The organism is Pseudomonas simiae (assembly GCF_000934565.1).
Lineage (GTDB): Bacteria > Pseudomonadota > Gammaproteobacteria > Pseudomonadales > Pseudomonadaceae > Aquipseudomonas > Aquipseudomonas simiae.
Genome location: NZ_CP010896.1, coordinates 1,096,527 through 1,114,290 on the forward strand (window position 1 = coordinate 1,096,527; position 17,764 = coordinate 1,114,290).

The following is a 17,764-nucleotide window of genomic DNA, read 5'->3' on the forward strand; positions in this document are numbered from 1 at the left end:
GGGCATTTCATGCAAAAACAAATCGGCGCACCCAAGCAGAAGCTCAGCTTCAGCGATCCCAAATTGCGTGCGTGGCTCTTCCAGATCATCACGATTGTGGCGGTGGTCTCGCTGGGCTGGTACCTCTTCAACAACACCCAGACCAACCTTCAGCACCGAGGCATTACCTCGGGTTTCGACTTTCTTGAACGCAGTGCCGGCTTCGGCATCGCGCAGCATTTGATCGACTACACCGAATCGGACAGTTATGCCCGGGTGTTTGTGATCGGTTTGCTCAACACCTTGCTAGTGACTTTTATCGGCGTGATCCTGGCGACGCTGCTCGGGTTCGTCATCGGCGTGGCGCGGTTGTCGCCGAACTGGATGATCAACAAGCTGGCGACCGTGTATGTGGAAGTGTTCCGCAACATCCCGCCGCTGCTGCAAATCCTGTTCTGGTACTTCGCGGTGTTCCTGACCATGCCGGGGCCACGCAACAGCCACAACTTCGGCGACACCTTCTTTGTCAGCAGCCGTGGCCTGAACATGCCGGCAGCGATTGCCGCTGACGGTTTCTGGCCATTTGTGGTCAGCATCGTGGTTGCCATCGTGGCAATCGTGCTGATGGCGCGTTGGGCCAACAAGCGCTTTGAAGCCACCGGCGTACCGTTCCATAAGTTCTGGGCGGGCCTGGCGTTGTTCATCGTGATCCCGGCGTTGTGCGCCTTGATCTTCGGTGCACCGCTGCACTGGGAAATGCCCAAGCTGCAAGGTTTCAACTTTGTCGGCGGCTGGGTACTGATCCCTGAACTGCTGGCACTGACCCTGGCGCTTACCGTGTACACGGCAGCGTTTATCGCCGAGATCGTGCGTTCGGGTATCAAGTCCGTCAGCCACGGCCAGACCGAAGCCGCGCGCTCACTGGGCCTGCGCCCTGGGCCGACGCTGCGCAAGGTCATCATTCCGCAGGCCCTGCGGGTGATCATTCCCCCGCTGACCAGCCAATACCTGAACCTGGCGAAAAACTCGTCGCTGGCGGCCGGTATCGGTTACCCGGAAATGGTTTCGTTGTTTGCCGGCACGGTGCTCAACCAGACCGGCCAGGCCATCGAAGTCATTGCCATCACCATGAGCGTGTACCTGGCGATCAGCATCAGCATTTCCCTGCTGATGAACTGGTACAACAAGCGCATTGCGCTGATCGAGCGGTGAGGAAACGCCCATGAGTTCACATACTTTCAAACCGGATATGCCGCCGCCGAACAAAGTGTTCGGGCCGATGGCATGGATGCGCGCCAACCTGTTTTCCAGCTGGCTCAACACCCTGCTGACGCTGTTGGCGTTCTACCTGATCTACCTGGTGGTGCCGCCGATCCTGAGCTGGGCGATCATCGACGCCAACTGGGTTGGCACCACGCGTGCCGATTGCACCAAAGAGGGCGCCTGCTGGGTGTTTATCCAACAGCGCTTCGGGCAGTTCATGTACGGCTACTACCCCGGCGACCTGCGCTGGCGCGTGGACCTGACCGTGTGGCTGGCCATCGTCGGTGTGGCGCCGTTGTTTATCTCGCGTTTCCAGCGCAAGGCGGTCTACGGCCTGGGTTTCCTGGTGCTGTACCCGATCATCGCGTTCTTCCTGCTACACGGCGGGGCGTTTGGCCTGACCAACGTGGCGACCAGCCAATGGGGCGGCCTGATGCTGACCCTGGTAATCGCCACTGTCGGCATCGCCGGCGCCTTGCCGCTGGGCATCATGCTCGCGTTGGGGCGGCGCTCGAACATGCCGGCGATTCGGGTGGTCTGCGTGACCTTCATCGAGTTCTGGCGCGGTGTACCGTTGATCACTGTGCTGTTCATGTCCTCGGTGATGCTGCCGTTGTTCCTGCCGGAAGGCATGGGCATCGACAAACTGCTGCGGGCGCTGATCGGCGTGATCCTGTTCCAGTCGGCCTACGTGGCTGAAGTGGTGCGCGGTGGCTTGCAGGCGATTCCCAAAGGTCAGTACGAAGCGGCCGCTGCGATGGGCCTCGGCTACTGGCGTTCGATGGGCCTGGTGATTCTGCCGCAAGCCCTGAAGATGGTGATCCCCGGCATCGTTAACACCTTTATCGCGTTGTTCAAGGACACCAGCCTGGTGATCATCATCGGCCTGTTCGACCTGCTCAACAGCGTCAAGCAAGCCGCCGCCGACCCGAAATGGTTGGGCATGGCCACTGAAGGCTACGTGTTCGCGGCCCTGGTGTTCTGGATTTTCTGTTTTGGTATGTCGCGCTATTCCATTCATTTGGAACACAAGCTCGACACTGGCCACAAGCGTTAGGAGTTGATGTTATGAGCGAAGCGATCAAACAGCCTGTGAGCCCTGAAGGCATTATCCAGATGCAGGGCGTCAACAAGTGGTACGGCCAGTTCCACGTGTTGAAAGACATCAACCTCAACGTCAAGCAAGGCGAGCGTATCGTGCTGTGCGGCCCGTCGGGTTCGGGCAAGTCCACCACCATCCGCTGCCTCAACCGTCTGGAAGAGCACCAGCAGGGCCGCATCGTGGTCGATGGCGTGGAGCTGACCAACGACCTCAAGCAGATCGAAGCGATCCGCCGTGAAGTGGGTATGGTGTTCCAGCACTTCAACCTGTTCCCACACCTGACCATCCTGCAGAACTGCACGCTGGCGCCGATGTGGGTGCGCAAGATGCCTAAGCGCAAGGCCGAGGAAATCGCCATGCACTACCTGGAGCGCGTGCGCATCCCGGAGCAGGCGCACAAGTTTCCGGGCCAGCTCTCTGGCGGCCAGCAACAGCGTGTGGCGATTGCCCGTGCACTGTGCATGAAGCCGAAAATCATGCTGTTCGATGAGCCGACTTCGGCACTCGATCCGGAAATGGTGAAGGAAGTTCTGGACACCATGATCGGTCTGGCTGAAGACGGCATGACCATGTTGTGCGTGACCCACGAAATGGGCTTTGCGCGCACCGTGGCCAACCGTGTGATCTTCATGGACAAGGGCGAGATCGTGGAACAGGCGGCGCCAAATGACTTCTTCGACAACCCGCAGAATGACCGGACCAAGTTGTTCTTGAGCCAGATTTTGCATTGATCGATGTCTGAAAAAATAAACCCGGCCAAGTGCCGGGTTTATTTTTGCCTGCTGAAAATTTTCAGGAGGCTTGTAGGGCGAGTTGTTGTGCGTCAATCGAAAATACCGCTCCTTTTTCCTACCTAAGAACCCCTAGTGCGTTGCCTTTGTAGGTCAGTCCGAATAGGCTGTAGGAAAATTCATCCTATGATGGGACGAAAGCGCAAAATCCTATGACAGACATCGCCCCCCTGATCAAACGCTCTCTGGTCGACCAGGCCCTGGAGCAACTGCGCCAGCGCATCAGCCAGGGCATATGGGCCATCGGCGAGCGCCTGCCCACCGAGCCCGAGCTTTCCGCAGAGTTGGGCATCAGCCGCAATACCGTGCGCGAAGCCATGCGCGTATTGGCGTTTTCCGGCTTGATCGAGATCCGTCAGGGCGACGGCAGTTACCTGCGCTCGATGACCGACCCGCTGGGCGCCATGCGCGCGTTGTCCCATTGCACTCTGGAGCAGGCGCAGGAGACGCGGCAGATCCTGGAAGTGGAGGCCATCGGCCTGGCCGCCCTGCGTCGTACCGAGCAAGACCTGCATCGGTTGCGCGCGGCGCTCGACACCAGCGCCGCGCTGTACCACGGGGAACTGGAGGCCTACATCAGCGCCGATCTGGTATTCCACCAACAGTTGGTGGACGCGGCGCACAACCCGGCGTTGAGCGAGTTGTACCAATACTTTTCCAGCATCATCGGCGCGCAACTGCGCCAGACCCTGAACCTCTCGCCGCGCCGCCAAGCGGTGTTCGACCTGCACACCGCCCTGCTTGATGCCGTCGCACAGCAAGATGCGGAGCGCGCCAAATCCCTTTGCCGGCAGTTGATCAATGAACCCTGATGCCCCACGCACGCCTGAGTTGGAACAACTGCTGATTGACGCCGAGGCCGATGACGATGAGGTCCAGCACAGCCCCCCGCCAGTGAGCCGGCCGTGGCTATTGCTGCTGGGCCTGGTGCTGGTGGCGCTGAACCTGCGCCCGGCCCTGTCGAGCCTGTCGCCGCTACTCAGTGAGGTTTCCAGCAGCCTGGGGTTGTCGGCGGCCAGGGCCGGTTTGCTGACCACCTTGCCGGTGCTGTGCCTGGGTCTGTTCGCGCCGCTGGCGCCGATCCTTGCCCGGCGTTTCGGCGCCGAGCGGGTGGTGCTGGGGATTTTGCTGATGCTGGCCGGCGGTATTGTGCTGCGCAGTGCGTTCGGAGAAGTCGGCTTGTTTGTTGGCAGCCTGATCGCCGGCGCCAGCATCGGCATCATCGGCGTGTTGTTGCCCGGTATCGTCAAGCGCGACTTCGCCAAACAGGCGGGCACCATGACCGGGGTCTACACCATGGCGCTGTGCCTGGGCGCGGCGTTGGCGGCGGGGGCCTCGGTGCCCTTGAGCGACTACTTCGGCCACCGTTGGAGCATCGGGTTGGGCTTCTGGATGCTGCCGGCGTTGCTGGCCGCGTTGTGCTGGTTGCCGCAAATCGGGCACAAGCATGGCGCGCATCGCGTTGCCTACCGGGTGAAGGGCTTGCTGCGTGATCCGCTGGCCTGGCAAGTGACCTTGTACATGGGCCTGCAATCGTCCCTGGCCTACATCGTGTTCGGCTGGGTGCCGTCGATCCTCATCGACCGCGGCCTGAGCGCCACCGACGCCGGGCTGGCGCTGTCCGGTTCGATCATCGTGCAATTGCTCAGCGCCCTCACCGCGCCGTGGCTGGCCACGCGCGGCAAGGACCAGCGCCTGGCCATCGTGGTGGTGATGCTGCTGACCCTCGGCGGGCTGATGGGCTGCCTGTATGCGCCGCTCGACGGGCTGTGGGGCTGGGCGATCCTGCTGGGCCTGGGGCAGGGCGGCACGTTCAGCCTTGCGCTGACCTTGATCGTGCTGCGTTCGCGGGATGCCCACGTCGCCGCCAACCTGTCGGGCATGGCCCAAGGTATCGGTTACACCCTGGCGTCCCTTGGCCCGCTCGCGGTGGGCCTGATTCACGATTGGACCGGTGGCTGGGCCGCCACCGGCTGGGTTTTCGCGGTGATCGGCCTGGGCGCCATCGTCGCCGGTCTCGGTGCGGGGCGGGCGAAGTACGTCGGCGTGTGCAGCGAAAAAGTCTAGAGGTACACCACCTCCAGGGTCGCCGAACCGTCCATGAGGATGTCGGTACTCAGGTCCAGATTCTGTTTGGCGTTGATCACCGTCTCCAGGGTCAGCGTGCTGGTCAGGTTCTGGATCGCCATGGGGCCGGCGGTGCTGCCCGCAGTATCGGTGAAGCCCAGCAGGCTTTTGGCGCCCACGTCGATCGGGTTGCGGTTGGCCGTGCGCCAGGCCAGGCCGCCGGTGGTGGATTCGGTGCCGTAGACCTCGGCCACGGCGTCCACCACGGTCAGCGTTGGATCGAACGTCACTGAGTACACGCCGATCTTGTTCGCGCTGTTGTCCAGGCCCAATCCGTAATAAATCTCGCTGTTGACGTAGGCGGTGCCGTCGCGGTTGTCGCGCATGCGCAATGCGTAACGCACCGGGCCGTTGCAGGTCACCGTCAGGCCCAGGGACTTAAGCGGCAGCCGCGTGCCCGTCGTGAGGTTGAGGTCTTGCTGGGCGATCTTGCCGAAGTCCACCTGCCCGTTGTCCGACAGGCTCGGCACACAGGACGCCGGGGTGATTGTGGCGTTGACGTTCAGGTCGACAGCGGCGGCCTGCGCCGGTTGGCTGAACAGCAGGGGTACGAGGATCAGGTAGCGAGTAATCATGGGAGCCTCCGAGGTGCTTAGAAGTAGGTGATTTCCAGGGTCGCCGAACCGTCGAGCCGCACTTCACTGCTCAGGTCCAGGCTGTCGAGCGGCGCGACAAAGGCTTTCAGGCTGAGTAGCGCGCTGAGGTTTTGCAGGGCCGTCGGGCCTTCTGTGCTGCCGGTTGTGGCGGTAAACCCCAGGAGGCTGCGTGCGCCCAGGGGAATTGTGCTGGCGCTGGCGTTGCTCCAGGCGGCGCCGCCGGTGGTGGAGTCGGTGCGATACAGCTGTGGCAGGTTGTCGGCGCTGGCCTGGGCGGGGTCGACCAACAGGTAATAGCGGCCGATTTTCTGCCCGCGTGCATCCAGGCCCAGGCCGTAGGCGGTTTCATCGATGCCGCCGGTGGCTGAGCCGGCGCGGTTGTCGTGCATGACCAGGGCAAACGGGGTCGGGCCGTCACAGCTGACCGTGAGACCCAACGCGCGGGCGGGCAGGGCGGTGTCTTTGTCGCGACGCAAATCGCTGAACGACAACTTGCCAAAGTCCACCGTGCCGTTGTTGGCCAGGGTGGGCGTGCAGGCCGCTGGCGCGAAGCGCGCTTGCAGATGCAGCTCGCGCGAGCGTCCGGACGCGGGGGCATCGACCAGCGCCGAGGCGTCCCAGGTCTCGGCATCGCGCACCCGAAACGCCTCTTCCCGGGCCCAGGCATTGACCTGCAGTTGTGCAGAAAAACTGCGCCCGGCGACGGGCTGGCCGTCGTGCAGCGGGACGATGCCATGGTCGGCGCGCCAAGTCAGGCTCGCCGCCACCTGGGCGGGCGCCTGGCCGGGGCCGGCGAGCAGGCCCAGTTGCACCGCGCGGCCATCGAGCACGGCGTCATGCACTTGCACGCGGTAACTGCCACCGTCGGTGAAGCGCAAACGCTCGGTGCCGGCGGCCAGGGCGCGGTAGAACAGGCTCATGTCGGCGGTTTCCGGGCAGTTGAGGGTCAAGGACAGGCGTCGTTCACCGAGCAGTCGCTCGGCGGTCGGCGTTGACGCAATGGCGCGGTTCATCAGGCCAAAATCCAGGCGCGATTCGCTCAGGTCCAGGCGGCAGTCGTCCTGGGCCAGGGCGGTGCCGGTACACAGCAGCAGGGCTGCCAGGCAGTGGTGACGTTTCATGGGGCGTTCCTCAAGGCCGCTGGCAGCGGGCCGGGGCGGTTTCGAAATACACGTGGGGGTCGGCCTTGGCCGGCAGTTCAAAGCGCAAGTGGCAGCGCGGCTGATCGGCGGCCTTGATCCAAAGCGAACGGGTGTCGAGCACGTCGGACAAGAACACTTGGTTGCCTTCCTGGACCAGCGTGATGAACTCGCCGTCCTCGGTGGTCACGGTCGAGCCGCGTGGCATCGGGGTGTCCAGGGTCAGCAGCGCGCGGCGGGTGAGCGACACGCCGAACTCGATGCGGTCCACCGCGCCGCGCCCTGCCGAGACCACCGCGAGCCCGTTGTGGATGTCGGCATTGCGCGGCAGCGAGCGGGTTTGCACTTCCAGCGGGCTGCGCCCATAGGCGCTGAGCTGGGGCGCGACGGCCTGACCCTGCCAGTCGGTCCACACCGGGCCGCTGGGGGTATTGACCTTGATCCCGGCCATGTCGCCCACCGACAGCACGGCAAAGGTGTCGCGCACCGGGTAGGGCGAGAACGTCAACCCGTCGCTGTGCAGTACCACCGCGCCGCGTGCGCCGCCCTGGTAGCTGGAGCGTTCGGCGTCGGAGCGGGTGTAGTTGAAGTCCAGCTGGCTGTAGAACGGCAGGGCCGAAACGCCCAGGGACGACTCGACCTCGCGGTCGCGGGTGTCATGTTCGACGCCGACCCGATACGCCAAATGGTCGTTGATCTGTTCGTTGAGCCCAAGCCCGGTGCGGTGCTCGCCACCGGAATTGCGCACCCACGCGCGGCCTCGGCGGCTTTCGCCCAGGGGCAGACTGACCGTCAGGTACAGGCTGTCTTCGTTATAGCGACGCCCGCCCATGTGCCATTCGGCGGTGGCGGACACCGACATGCCGGCGATTTGCGTGCCCCAGGACGCCAGGGCACGGCTGCTGCTGTCGCCCTGGAACGAGGACGAACGCGAAAACCCCGCGCTGAAGGCGCCCAGCCACGGATGCGACCACGAGGTGGTGGCGCTCTGCTGGTCGCGGTAGCGCGTGCGTTGCTGCTCGCGGGTGTCGACGACGTAGGTCGACTCGCTGAGGTCGCGGTAGCCCAAGGTGCGCCAGGAATTGGCCGCCGTGAAGGCCCAGCGCTCGCTCAGTTTCTGCGACCACGACAGGTCGGTCTGCACACCGCGCTCCTGGGTGCGCCGCGAGGCTTCGGAGGCGACCACGGCGACTTGCACCTGGCTATCCTGCCAAGGCAACAGCCCCAGGCTCAGGCCCGCCGAGCGATAATCCTCGGCCGCCAACAGCCCGCTGCCGAAGCTGACCTGCGGATGCGGCGAGGCGCTCCAGCCCGCACTCACCACCCAGGGTTCAGCGCCTGGGCCGTCGCCGATATTGCGCACCCGCCCGGCCGCCACCGAGTAACCAGGCGCGGGCAGGCCCAGGCCGAGCATGGCGGCGGGCACGGTGAACCGGCGTTCCTCGCCGTTGCTTTCCTTGACCGTGACTTCGACGTCGGAGCGCCCATTCAGGCGCGGCACATTGCTCAGGCTGAACGGACCGGCGGGCACCACCGTGGAGTGAATCAACGTGCCGTTCTGGCGCACTTCCACCTGGGCCGGGCCATTGGCGATGCCATCGATGGTCGCGCCCTGGTTCTGATCTTGCAGGGCCTGTTCGGTGAGCACTTGCACGCCGGTGATTTGTGCCCCGGCGAGCACCGGGTTGTAGAGGTTGATCTGCCCGGCCTGCAACACCGCCTGGTGGCTGGCGAAGGTGCGCTGGGCGTAGGCGTCCAGGTGGGTGGTGCTTGAGGTGCTGTCTTGCCAGGTCTGCACCTGGCGGCTGCGCACGATCCAGTCGCCGGCATTGAAGCCGACCTCGGTATTGGCTGAGCCGAAGCGGCTGGCGTCGTCGCCGTAGTGGTTGTACAGGCCGGTCACGTCGTAGTTGAGCAGCGCGGCAAACCCGCCGGTCTGATAGCCGGAAATGTCCTGGGTGACCGGGCGCAGCGCCTGGGTCGGTACCACCAGGTTCAGGTTCAGGTTGGCCGGGTCATGCTCAATCACGGTTTGCGGGTATTGCTGGAGAAAGTCGTAGCAACGGCTTTCCTCGGCCGGGCCCGAAGACGGCGTCACCAACTGCGCGGCGTTCAGCAGCGGCGGGTCGAAGCAGGTTGCGCCGTGCTGATCGATGCTCACATCGACGCGCCCGCGCCGCTGGCCGTTGACCGTCAGGTTGAGCGCGTGGCGGCCTTGGGTAAACCGCGGGGCCTGCATCAGCAGGCTCGCGAGTTCAGGGTCGATGCCGCGCTGGAGCAGGGTCTGTGGGTCAAAGGAATCGCTCGACGACGGCGTCTGTGCCCAGGCCAGGTTTGTCGGCAACCCCAGGCTGAGTGTCAGCACAAGCAAGGCGAGGTGCGGTGAAACGCCGGGCACGGCTTTGCCGTCACGGTAATGAATGACTGTGTTCACACAAATGCACTCGGATGATGGAAGTACCCGGCGTGATTCCCTATCGCGTCAGGTCTTCCCGGTGGCCTTCAGTGGGTGGCCACTTCGTTATCGTGGCGCCGTTGCATCCCTGGGCGCCGTTGCATCACAGGGTTATGGGCGCGTCGTGGGGCTCGACGGCAAAGCCATACACGGTGGCCGGTTGCAGGCGCACGCGGGTGGCGCCGGTGCCGGTGCCGCTGGCGGTCATGGTCAGTGTTTCGCCGGGCAGCACGTAGGTGCGCGGCAGCATCGCCGAGGCATTGCCGGGCAGCAGTTGCAGCTCCTGGGCCAGGCGCACTACATACGGGGTAGGGTTGTGGACGCTGAGTTGGTCGGCCTTCAAGGTCCAGCTCAGGCCCAGCCACGGTGTGCGATTCGGTGCCAGCCCCTTGGGATGAATGATCACCGGCAGGTTCTGGCGTACGGTCACGCCCACTTGCGCGCGCCCGGCCTGGGCCGGGTCGCGTTGGGCGGGCATGCCTTCGAATATCGCGCGCTTGAGGCGCTGGGTTTGCAGCGGCGCCTGGGTTTGCAGGATGAAGCGCACCAGCTGGCTCTTGGACGCTTCGACGCGGGTCAGGGGTGGGGTCACGAACAGCAAGGTGTCGCTGTCCTCGGGAATGTTTTCGAGGGTGACGTGCAGCAGGGCCATTTTGTTGTCGGTGTTGGTGACCGAGACCGTAGCCTCGCCGTCGGCCTCGTTGACGATCACCACCGAGGTGTCCGGGACCATGCCGTCGGCACGCGCGACGGTTGCGCCGAAGACGGCCAGTGCTACGCAGCAGAGGCGCGGCATCGCACGCCAAACGGAAAGAAACAGGTTCATAACAGGGCTCTTCAATACAAGGTGCTTCAAGGGGGTCGCCATGTGCTCGGCATGTGACCGGGGCGCTGACGACGCAGGGTCAGAGGTAACGCAGGTTCAGCGTGATCGAGCCATCGAGGGGCACCTCTTCGTGGAGCGTCAAGGTGTTGGCCGGGCTGATCGAGGTGTCGACCCGCAGAGAGGCCACCAGCAGCCGGATCGGCGCGGGCAACGCATCGCCAGCGTGGGCGAAGCCCATGAACAGGCCGGGGTACACGTAAGGCTCGGGTTTCCAGGTGGCGCCCTGGTCGGATGAGGTCAGGGTCTGCATCAACTGCGAATCGCCAACCGGCCCGCGCAATGACAGGCTGACCGAGCCGAGGCGTTCGTCGGGGGCGTGGGGGTTCATGCCCAGCCCATAGAAGTAGTCCGGCGCCAGCGATGACTCGCGTTTGTTGTCGATGCCCACCAGAGCGAACAACACCGGTCCTTCGCAACTGATGCTCAAGCCCATTTGCTGATTCGGCAGCACGGTGTACTCACTGGGGTGCAGTGTCGTCGCGAGGATCCTGCCGTGGTCGACAAGGCCGTTGTCCGACAACGATACGGTGCAGGCGCTGGGGGTTATTCGCCCGTTGACGTCCAACTCCACAGTCGAGAGGGCGAAGGCCAAGGGCGTCGTCAGCAACAGCGAGGCGAGGGCCGGCAAGCGAATAAGCAGGGTCATGGCGTGAGTTACCTGGTGTTGAACGGTGGTACGGGCATCGGCTCAGGCGGCGTTACAGGTACTTGACTTGGATCGTGACCGAGCCATCAATCGGGGTATCGTCTGTGAGCGTCAGGTTCTTTGCCGCCAGGATGAACGGCCTTACCGCGAGCTCCATCGCGGTGTTCTTGGCCGCGACAGGGATGCGCCCTGCGTTGGGGTCGCGGATTGAAATAATGAGGTTTTTTGACCAGTTAGTGTCCGGATCATGGGTGCCCCAACTGGCGCCGTTGTCCATCGAGAAGATATGTGTGACGGCAGCCCCGTCGGCGACCCCTTTGTCGAGGAGCATGATGTAACCACCGATACGCTCACCCGCGAGCGTCTTGCCGATGCCATATCGGCCGATGTCACCGGAGTCTGCCCGGTTGTCAGTGGTCTGCATGGCAAACAGTGTCGGTGCCTCGCAGTCGATGCCCAATTGCAGGGTGGCCGGGGTCAGCCAGGTTGACGCCTCCGGGTTCAGGTCTTTGACCGAAATCCGGCCGACGTCGACGGTGGTGGCCGACAGGCTTGGTGTACACGCCGAGGGTACGATCAGGCCCTTGACGCTCAGGTCGACGGTGGATGCGGCGAATGCCGGGAATGCGCTGGCGATCAACAGGCCGGCAACGCTGGTGCTGAGTAGTTTTTTCATCACGGGTAAAGCTCCAGGGAAAGGGGGCATGCCCAGCCCATACAGGTGAACGGCGATACGGGCTTCGGGAAGGGCAGTGGCGTTACAGGTACTTGACTTCGATGGTGGCCAAACCATCGATCGCGGTGTCTTCGCTGATGGTCACGTTCTTTGCCGGGTGGATGAACGGGTTGACGGAAAGCGCCATCAGCGTGTTCTTGGCCGGGATGGGTGTTGACGCCGTACCGATTGCCTTGATCGAGATCAGACTCGTGGATTGCCAAAGGTCGTCTTCATAATGAGTGAACCAGGTGGTGCCGCCGTTGTAAGAAACAATGGTTTGGACGGCGACCGCGTCGGCCACGGCGTTGTCGAGAAACAGACCGTAGCCGCCGATCGGTTCGCCGGCGGCGGTCTTGCCGATACCAAACTCGCCGGCGTTGGCACTGGAATCAGTGCGGTTGTCGGTGGCCTTCATGGCGAACATCGTCGCGGTCTCGCAGTCGACGCTCAGCGACAAGGTGCTCGGGTTCAGCAGGGTGCGGCTTTCCTGATTAAGGTCCTTGACCGACACCCGGCCCATGTCGACGGTGTTGGCCGACAGGCTTGGCGTACACGCCGAGGGCACAATCAGGCCCTTGACGGTCAGGTCCACGGTGGACGCGGCGAGTGCCGGTAATGCGCTGGCGATCAACAGACCGGCAACGCTGGTGTGGAGTAACTTTTTCATGCGGGTAAAGCTCCAGGGAAGGATAGGCATACAGGGGGTGCAGGGGTTACAGGTAACGCACCTCGACGGTCACGTGCCCGTCGAGGGGGGCTTCATCGGTCAGGGTCAGGCCGTCGGCGCGGGCGATCCGGGTGTAGAGCGCAACGTCCGCGTCGAAACGCGTCACCGCCATGGGCCGGGTGGTGTTGTCGGCCGAAGCAGCCGCGAGCAGGTTGAGGTGGCTCAGCTGGGTTCCGGCGGCCCAACTGGTGCCGCCATCCAGTGACACGATGGTGCGCGCGGCCGCCTCATCCGCCACCGGGTTGCTCAAAGCCAGGGACACGCTGCCCAGGTTCTCGCCTTGGGACGTCGTGCCCAGGCCGTGATGGTTGGGAATCACCGCGGTGCCTTGACGGTTGTCGATGGTGGTCAAGGCAAAGAGCGTCGAGCCCTCGCATTGCACGCTCAGGTGCAGGGAATTGGGGGGCAACAGCGTGTGTCGGTCCGGGTTGAGGTCGCGCACGGTGACTTTGCCGTGGTCGATCACGCCGTCGTTCGACAAGCCCGTGATACAGGCTTTGGGCGTGATCGCGCCGGTCACGCGCAGGTCGGTTTGGCTGCCAGCCAAGGCGCTGGGCACAGTGGCCAGTAACAGGCTCGCCAGCAGCGCTGGGACATATTTATCCATGGAACGAACAACCTCTCTGGGTAATGTCCTGAGTGGATGGGTCACAGGTACTTGACTTCGATCGTGGTGGAGCCGTCGATCAGCACTTCATTGCTCAGGTCCAGGCTGTTGGCGGCGGCGATCTGGGTGTCGACCAACAGGTCGACGATCACGTTTTTGAGCGGGATCGGCTTACGGTTTTGCCCCGTCGAACCGTCGCCGAACGCCGCCAGGTACTGGCTCTGCCACATCACATCGTCGATGGGGCGCCAGCTCACGCCGTCCAATGACTCGATGGGCTCGGCGGCGACGTTGTCGGCCACCGGGCTCCTGAGGGAAATCCAGAACGTGCCGATTTTTTGCAGGTTGTTGATCAAGCCCAGGCCGTAACCGTAGCTGCTGGTCGACGACCCGGCGCGGTTGTCGGTGGTGCGCAGCGCAAACAGGGTCTGGGCTTCGCAGTCGACGTTGAATTGCAGCCGGGCGGTGGGCAGGTTGGTCGCCGTGGTGAGGTTCAGGTCTTTGGCCGAGAGCTTGCCGTGATCCACCAGGCCATTGCCGGACAACGTCGGTGTGCAGGCACTCGGGGTAATCACGCCAACGACCGCCAGTTCCACGGTGCTGGCGGCAAACGTCATGCCGCTGCAGACAAGGGCGACGGCGGCGGTGAGGGCGGCTAAGGGCTTTTTCATGTGATCGAGCTTCCAGTGCAAAGCTGATTGCCGAGGGGTCAAGGGAGGACGCGTCGGCAACGAGGTGGCGAACGCCTGGAGTGGCCGGTCGCGTCCCGCTTAGGGGATGCCGGGCAATTTATCGGGGGGAAGGCGTCTGGCAAATACAACAAATACGACAATGAACGGGTGTCGCACACGCCCAATCGACTTGTCGGAACTCGTTTTAGTGTGTGTAGGAAATTTAAGGATTTCGTAGTTGTTGTATCGCTTCAGCGCGCTCATTCAACTAGCGTTCCGGCCGATAGTTTTTCCACAGCACATTCGAACAGGTCTGAGCGTCAGCGCTTGAACCGCGGCCCCTCCGTCGGTGGATGGTGTGCCAGCCGTTGAGGTTGCCGATTCCGGCGCCGCGCGCTTTTTGAAGTTGAGGTAGTCATGTCTTCAGACCCTATCCCAGGCGACCAAGCAGGGGATGACCGGGTCGCGCAGCCCCCGTCGACCGTGCATTGGCGTGAGCTCAAAGTGTTGTTGGTGGACGATCACCCCGCATACTGCCTGCTGATGGGCGCCATGTTCGAGCGGCTGGGGCTGGCTTTTGAAGTGTGCGCACATGGCCAGGCCGCGCTGGCGTTTCTGGACGTTACCTGTGTCGACCTGATTTTCAGCGACTGCCAAATGCCGGTGATGGACGGCTTTGCCATGACGCGCGAACTGCGCCGCCGCGAACAGCGCGCCGGAACGCAGGGCGTGCCGGTCATCGCGTTCACCGGCAAGCTGGGCGCGCATGAAATCCAGCAGTGCCAGGCCGCCGGCATGGATGCCTGGTTGGACAAACCGGTGACTTTCCAACAACTGCGCCAGGTGCTCGGCGACTGGCTGCCCGGCCCACGTATCAGCGAGGCGGTGCAGCCGATGGTGGCGGTCGAAGGGCGCTGGCCGAGTCGCGCACGGCTGGGTCAACTGTTCGGATGCCCGGAGGCGTTGCCCGGCATCCTGGCGAGCCTGGTGTACGAAGCCGAGATCGATCTGCATGCGCTGGCCCAGGCCGCCGACGGCCTGCACGCGCAGGCAACGGTCGAGCACTTGCACCGCTTGATCGGTAGCGTGGCATTCTTCGGTGCCACACCGCTGGAAAGGCGTGGTCAACTGTTGATCGAAGCGATCAACCGCGACGGCGTGGCCATGCACCTTCCGCGCTTGCTCGCATTGCGCAGTGACTTGATCGGGTATTTGAACTATTTGTCGGCGTTAGGAAATGGATGACAGCTCATGCTGATGCGTGTTGTAGGTCTTCGGAGTGGGGTATTTCCTTTTTTTCTGTAGGGCAAAATCCTGTTTCCAGGGATTGCTGGGCTATCTGCCATTACTGCTTTCAGGGGCGGTTGTTGCTGATCCGATCCGGGAGTATTTTGCGCGGATTCAAGTTGCCATCATGGTGGTGCTCATGCTTCGCGTAATTATTGCTGACGATCATCCCATTGTGCGTATCGGGCAGAAAGTGGTGATAGAAGCCAATGGCCGATGCAAAGTCGTTGCCGAGGCCGACGGTCCGGATCAGTTGCTGGCGCTGGTGGACAGCACGCCGTGCGACATCCTGGTCACGGACTTTGCCATGCCGGGTAACCAGCAAGCCGACGGTTATAGCTTGCTGGGCCTGATGCAGCGCCGGCATCCGGACTTGCCGGTGATTCTGGTAACCATGTTTGCCAGTGTCGCCACCTTGCGCGAATCGTTTGCCCAGGGGGCCCGGGCGGTCCTGGCCAAAAGCGCGTCGGCCCGTGAACTGCCGCTGGCGATTGCCGCCGTCAGTGAAGGGCGCACCTTCGTCAGCGAATGTTTGCGTGCGCAACTGGCGGAGGCCGGGACGGGTAACCAGCAAGCCGTGCCGCAGTTGTCCTGCAAGGAGCGCGAAGTGGTGCGCATGCTCGCCAGCGGTATGACCGTCAGCCAGATCGCGGCGCGGGTCAACCGCAGCATTTCGACCATCAGCAAGCAGAAAAGCACGGCGATGAACCGGCTGTGCATTTCTACCGATGTGGATCTGTTCGCCTATGCCCGCAGCAGCGGCATGGTGCCCTGAGCCCGGCGCGGCAAGCCGCCCATTTGCGCGGCGAATGTTGCTAGCCTTGGCGCTGCCGGCGGCTTATCGTGCGGCTATCTTTTCGACGCCAGCGGACCCTGCCCATGAGTGATGCCCATAACGCCCTGATCACCGAGTTCTACAGCGCCTTCCAGCGCCTGGACGCCGAAGCCATGGCCGCCTGCTACACCGACGACGTGGTGTTCAGCGACCCGGCCTTTGGCGAGCTGCGTGGCCGCGATGCCGGGGATATGTGGCGCATGCTCACCACCCGCGCCAAGGACTTCTCCCTGACCTTCGACCATGTGCGCAGCGATGACAGCACCGGCAGTGCGCATTGGGTAGCGACGTACCTGTTCAGCGCCACCGGCAATACGGTGGTCAACGACATCGGTGCGCGGTTCGTGTTTCGCGATGGCAAAATCTGCGAGCACCACGACCACTTCGATCTGTGGCGTTGGTCGCGCCAGGCCCTGGGCTTGAAAGGCCTGCTGCTGGGCTGGTCGCCTGCGCTGAAAAACGCCGTGCGCGCCCAGGCGCTCAAAGGGTTGAAGGCATTCCAGGCCGGTCGTTGATAAGATTAGCGTTCCTCTGGTTTGCAGACATCGCCCGTGACTGATCCTTCCGCACCCAAACCCTGGTTCGTCTACCTGGTGCGCGCCGCCAATGGTTCCCTGTATTGCGGCATCAGCAATGACCCGGTGCGCCGCTTTGCCTCGCACCAGAGCGGCAAGGGCGCCCGGTTCTTTTTGTCGAGCCCTGCCGTGGCGTTGGTGTACACCGAGCAATGCGCGTCCAAGGGCGAAGCGCTGCGCCAGGAACGCCTGATCAAGAAGTTGAAGAAGAGCGCCAAGGAGTGCCTGGCGGCCAGTGGCTCATTGATTTGACTGATGGGTTCCCATCGCCCCGTTTCCTGTGGTTGCAGGCTAAGCTAGCGGTTCATTTCTAGCGCGGAGCCTGGCATGTCTGAGTTAATCCTCCACCATTACCCGCAGTCCCCCTTTGCTGAAAAAGCCCGCCTGCTTCTGGGTTTCAAGGGATTGTCCTGGCACTCGGTGCATATCTCGCCCGTCATGCCCAAGCCTGACCTGACAGCCCTCACCGGCGGTTATCGCAAGACCCCGGTGTTGCAGGTCGGCGCAGATATCTACTGTGACACCGCCTTGATTGCCCGTCGCCTGGAGCAGGAAAAGTCTGCGCCGGCACTGTTCCCCCAAGGCCTGGAACTGGTCACTCAAGGCTTCGCGGCCTGGGCGGACTCGGTGGTGTTTTCCCATGCTGTGGCGCTGGTGTTCCAGCCGGAATCCCTGGCGGTGAAATTTGCCAAGGTGCCGCCGGAAATGATCCAGGTGTTGGTGGCGGATCGCAGCAAGCTGTTCAGCGGCGGCACCGCAACCCGTGTGCAATTGGACCAGGCCAAGCACCAGTGGCCGACGATCATCCATCGCATCCATCAGCAGTTGCAGCACCCGGCGGAGGATTTCCTGTTCGGCGAGCCGTCGATTGCCGACTTTGCCCTGGCCCACCCACTGTGGTTCCTCAAAGGCTCTTCAGTGACGTCGCCGTTGGTGGACTTCTATCCGACCGTCGCTGCCTGGCTGGACCGTGTGCTGGGGTTCGGCCATGGTACCTCTATCCAGATGAGCGCCGAGCAAGCCTTGGAGGTATCGCGTAACGCTGCACCGGCTGTTTTGCCTGAAGAAGTGTTCGAGGACTTGAACGGCTTCAAGGCCGGCCAGCAGGTGACCATTTCCGCCACCGACTACGGCACCGACCCGGTCGCTGGGGAACTGCTGTTCGCCGGGCGCGAAGAGCTGATCCTGCGCCGTACCGACGAACGTGGCGGCACCTTGCATGTGCATTTCCCGCGCATGGGGTTTTGCATCCAGGCGCAATAAACAAAAAAGTTGCAAATAAAAGTGAGGTAAATCCACGGCCCATCCGTGTAGTGCTTGAAACTGCGATCTATTCGCATTAACAGCGTTTTCTACACGG

The 17,764-nt window shown here is 63.0% G+C and carries 19 protein-coding genes; 10 read left to right on the top strand and 9 right to left on the bottom strand.

All coding sequences use genetic code 11. The features are described 5' to 3' along the window. Window positions 1–9 precede the first annotated feature (9 nt). The 5 genes from PF1751_RS04895 (at window position 10) to PF1751_RS04915 (ending at window position 5,202) form a co-directional block, all read left to right on the top strand. Window positions 10–1,191 (top strand): amino acid ABC transporter permease, encoded by a 1,182-nt coding sequence (locus tag PF1751_RS04895; RefSeq protein WP_010212953.1) that lies wholly within the window; start codon window positions 10–12, stop codon window positions 1,189–1,191. Between the two features lie 10 nt (window positions 1,192–1,201). After that, window positions 1,202–2,299 (top strand): amino acid ABC transporter permease, encoded by a 1,098-nt coding sequence (locus PF1751_RS04900; protein ID WP_021491844.1) that lies wholly within the window; start codon window positions 1,202–1,204, stop codon window positions 2,297–2,299. Window positions 2,300–2,310: 11 nt separating this feature from the next. Then, window positions 2,311–3,075, top strand: a complete 765-nt coding sequence (locus tag PF1751_RS04905; protein WP_003171943.1) for an amino acid ABC transporter ATP-binding protein — start codon at window positions 2,311–2,313, stop codon at window positions 3,073–3,075. A gap of 212 nt (window positions 3,076–3,287) precedes the next feature. Next, on the top strand, window positions 3,288–3,947 hold the full coding sequence (locus tag PF1751_RS04910; protein ID WP_010212949.1) for a FadR/GntR family transcriptional regulator: 660 nt from the start codon (window positions 3,288–3,290) through the stop codon (window positions 3,945–3,947). Further along, window positions 3,937–5,202, top strand: a complete 1,266-nt coding sequence (locus PF1751_RS04915) for a CynX/NimT family MFS transporter (RefSeq protein WP_021491843.1) — start codon at window positions 3,937–3,939, stop codon at window positions 5,200–5,202. The genes PF1751_RS04910 and PF1751_RS04915 overlap by 11 nt, the downstream gene beginning before the upstream one ends. On the opposite strand, the gene PF1751_RS04920 is transcribed toward PF1751_RS04915, so the two are convergent. From PF1751_RS04920 to PF1751_RS04960, 9 genes are all read right to left on the bottom strand, one after another. Beyond that, on the bottom strand, window positions 5,199–5,837 hold the full coding sequence (locus PF1751_RS04920) for a DUF1120 domain-containing protein (protein ID WP_021491842.1): 639 nt from the start codon (window positions 5,835–5,837) through the stop codon (window positions 5,199–5,201). The two genes, PF1751_RS04915 and PF1751_RS04920, sit on opposite strands and share 4 nt — an antisense overlap. Before the next feature lie 17 nt (window positions 5,838–5,854). Further along, window positions 5,855–6,979 (bottom strand): DUF1120 domain-containing protein, encoded by a 1,125-nt coding sequence (locus PF1751_RS04925; protein ID WP_042571683.1) that lies wholly within the window; start codon window positions 6,977–6,979, stop codon window positions 5,855–5,857. 10 nt (window positions 6,980–6,989) lie between these two features. Continuing rightward, complete coding sequence (locus PF1751_RS04930; protein WP_042571684.1) at window positions 6,990–9,431, bottom strand: fimbria/pilus outer membrane usher protein; 2,442 nt, start codon at window positions 9,429–9,431, stop codon at window positions 6,990–6,992. A gap of 124 nt (window positions 9,432–9,555) precedes the next feature. After that, window positions 9,556–10,278, bottom strand: a complete 723-nt coding sequence (locus tag PF1751_RS04935; RefSeq protein ID WP_080923181.1) for a fimbria/pilus chaperone family protein — start codon at window positions 10,276–10,278, stop codon at window positions 9,556–9,558. A 79-nt stretch (window positions 10,279–10,357) separates the two neighbouring features. Then, on the bottom strand, window positions 10,358–10,984 hold the full coding sequence (locus PF1751_RS04940; protein WP_010212939.1) for a DUF1120 domain-containing protein: 627 nt from the start codon (window positions 10,982–10,984) through the stop codon (window positions 10,358–10,360). A 52-nt stretch (window positions 10,985–11,036) separates the two neighbouring features. Continuing rightward, entirely contained in the window at window positions 11,037–11,660 is a 624-nt protein-coding gene (locus tag PF1751_RS04945; protein WP_044286668.1) for a DUF1120 domain-containing protein, read from the bottom strand. A gap of 82 nt (window positions 11,661–11,742) precedes the next feature. Then, a complete protein-coding gene (locus tag PF1751_RS04950; protein ID WP_044286669.1) occupies window positions 11,743–12,369 on the bottom strand; it encodes a DUF1120 domain-containing protein in 627 nt (208 codons plus the stop codon). A gap of 46 nt (window positions 12,370–12,415) precedes the next feature. Continuing rightward, complete coding sequence (locus PF1751_RS04955) at window positions 12,416–13,036, bottom strand: DUF1120 domain-containing protein (RefSeq protein WP_010212936.1); 621 nt, start codon at window positions 13,034–13,036, stop codon at window positions 12,416–12,418. 41 nt (window positions 13,037–13,077) lie between these two features. Further along, window positions 13,078–13,707, bottom strand: coding sequence for a DUF1120 domain-containing protein (locus PF1751_RS04960; RefSeq protein WP_010212935.1), 630 nt, complete (start codon window positions 13,705–13,707; stop codon window positions 13,078–13,080). 417 nt (window positions 13,708–14,124) lie between these two features. Here PF1751_RS04960 and PF1751_RS04965 point away from each other — a divergent pair, with 417 nt between their 5' ends. The 5 genes from PF1751_RS04965 to PF1751_RS04985 all read left to right on the top strand — a co-directional run bounded on the left by PF1751_RS04965 (window position 14,125) and on the right by PF1751_RS04985 (window position 17,667). Continuing rightward, window positions 14,125–14,952: a response regulator gene (locus tag PF1751_RS04965; RefSeq protein WP_021491839.1), complete on the top strand. Its 828-nt coding sequence runs from the start codon at window positions 14,125–14,127 to the stop codon at window positions 14,950–14,952. A 181-nt stretch (window positions 14,953–15,133) separates the two neighbouring features. After that, window positions 15,134–15,769, top strand: a complete 636-nt coding sequence (locus PF1751_RS04970; protein ID WP_029529239.1) for a response regulator — start codon at window positions 15,134–15,136, stop codon at window positions 15,767–15,769. Between the two features lie 104 nt (window positions 15,770–15,873). Beyond that, window positions 15,874–16,344, top strand: a complete 471-nt coding sequence (locus PF1751_RS04975) for a nuclear transport factor 2 family protein (RefSeq protein WP_010212931.1) — start codon at window positions 15,874–15,876, stop codon at window positions 16,342–16,344. A 36-nt stretch (window positions 16,345–16,380) separates the two neighbouring features. After that, complete coding sequence (locus tag PF1751_RS04980; protein WP_010212929.1) at window positions 16,381–16,656, top strand: GIY-YIG nuclease family protein; 276 nt, start codon at window positions 16,381–16,383, stop codon at window positions 16,654–16,656. Between the two features lie 75 nt (window positions 16,657–16,731). Continuing rightward, on the top strand, window positions 16,732–17,667 hold the full coding sequence (locus PF1751_RS04985) for a glutathione S-transferase family protein (RefSeq protein ID WP_044286670.1): 936 nt from the start codon (window positions 16,732–16,734) through the stop codon (window positions 17,665–17,667). Window positions 17,668–17,764 lie beyond the last annotated feature (97 nt).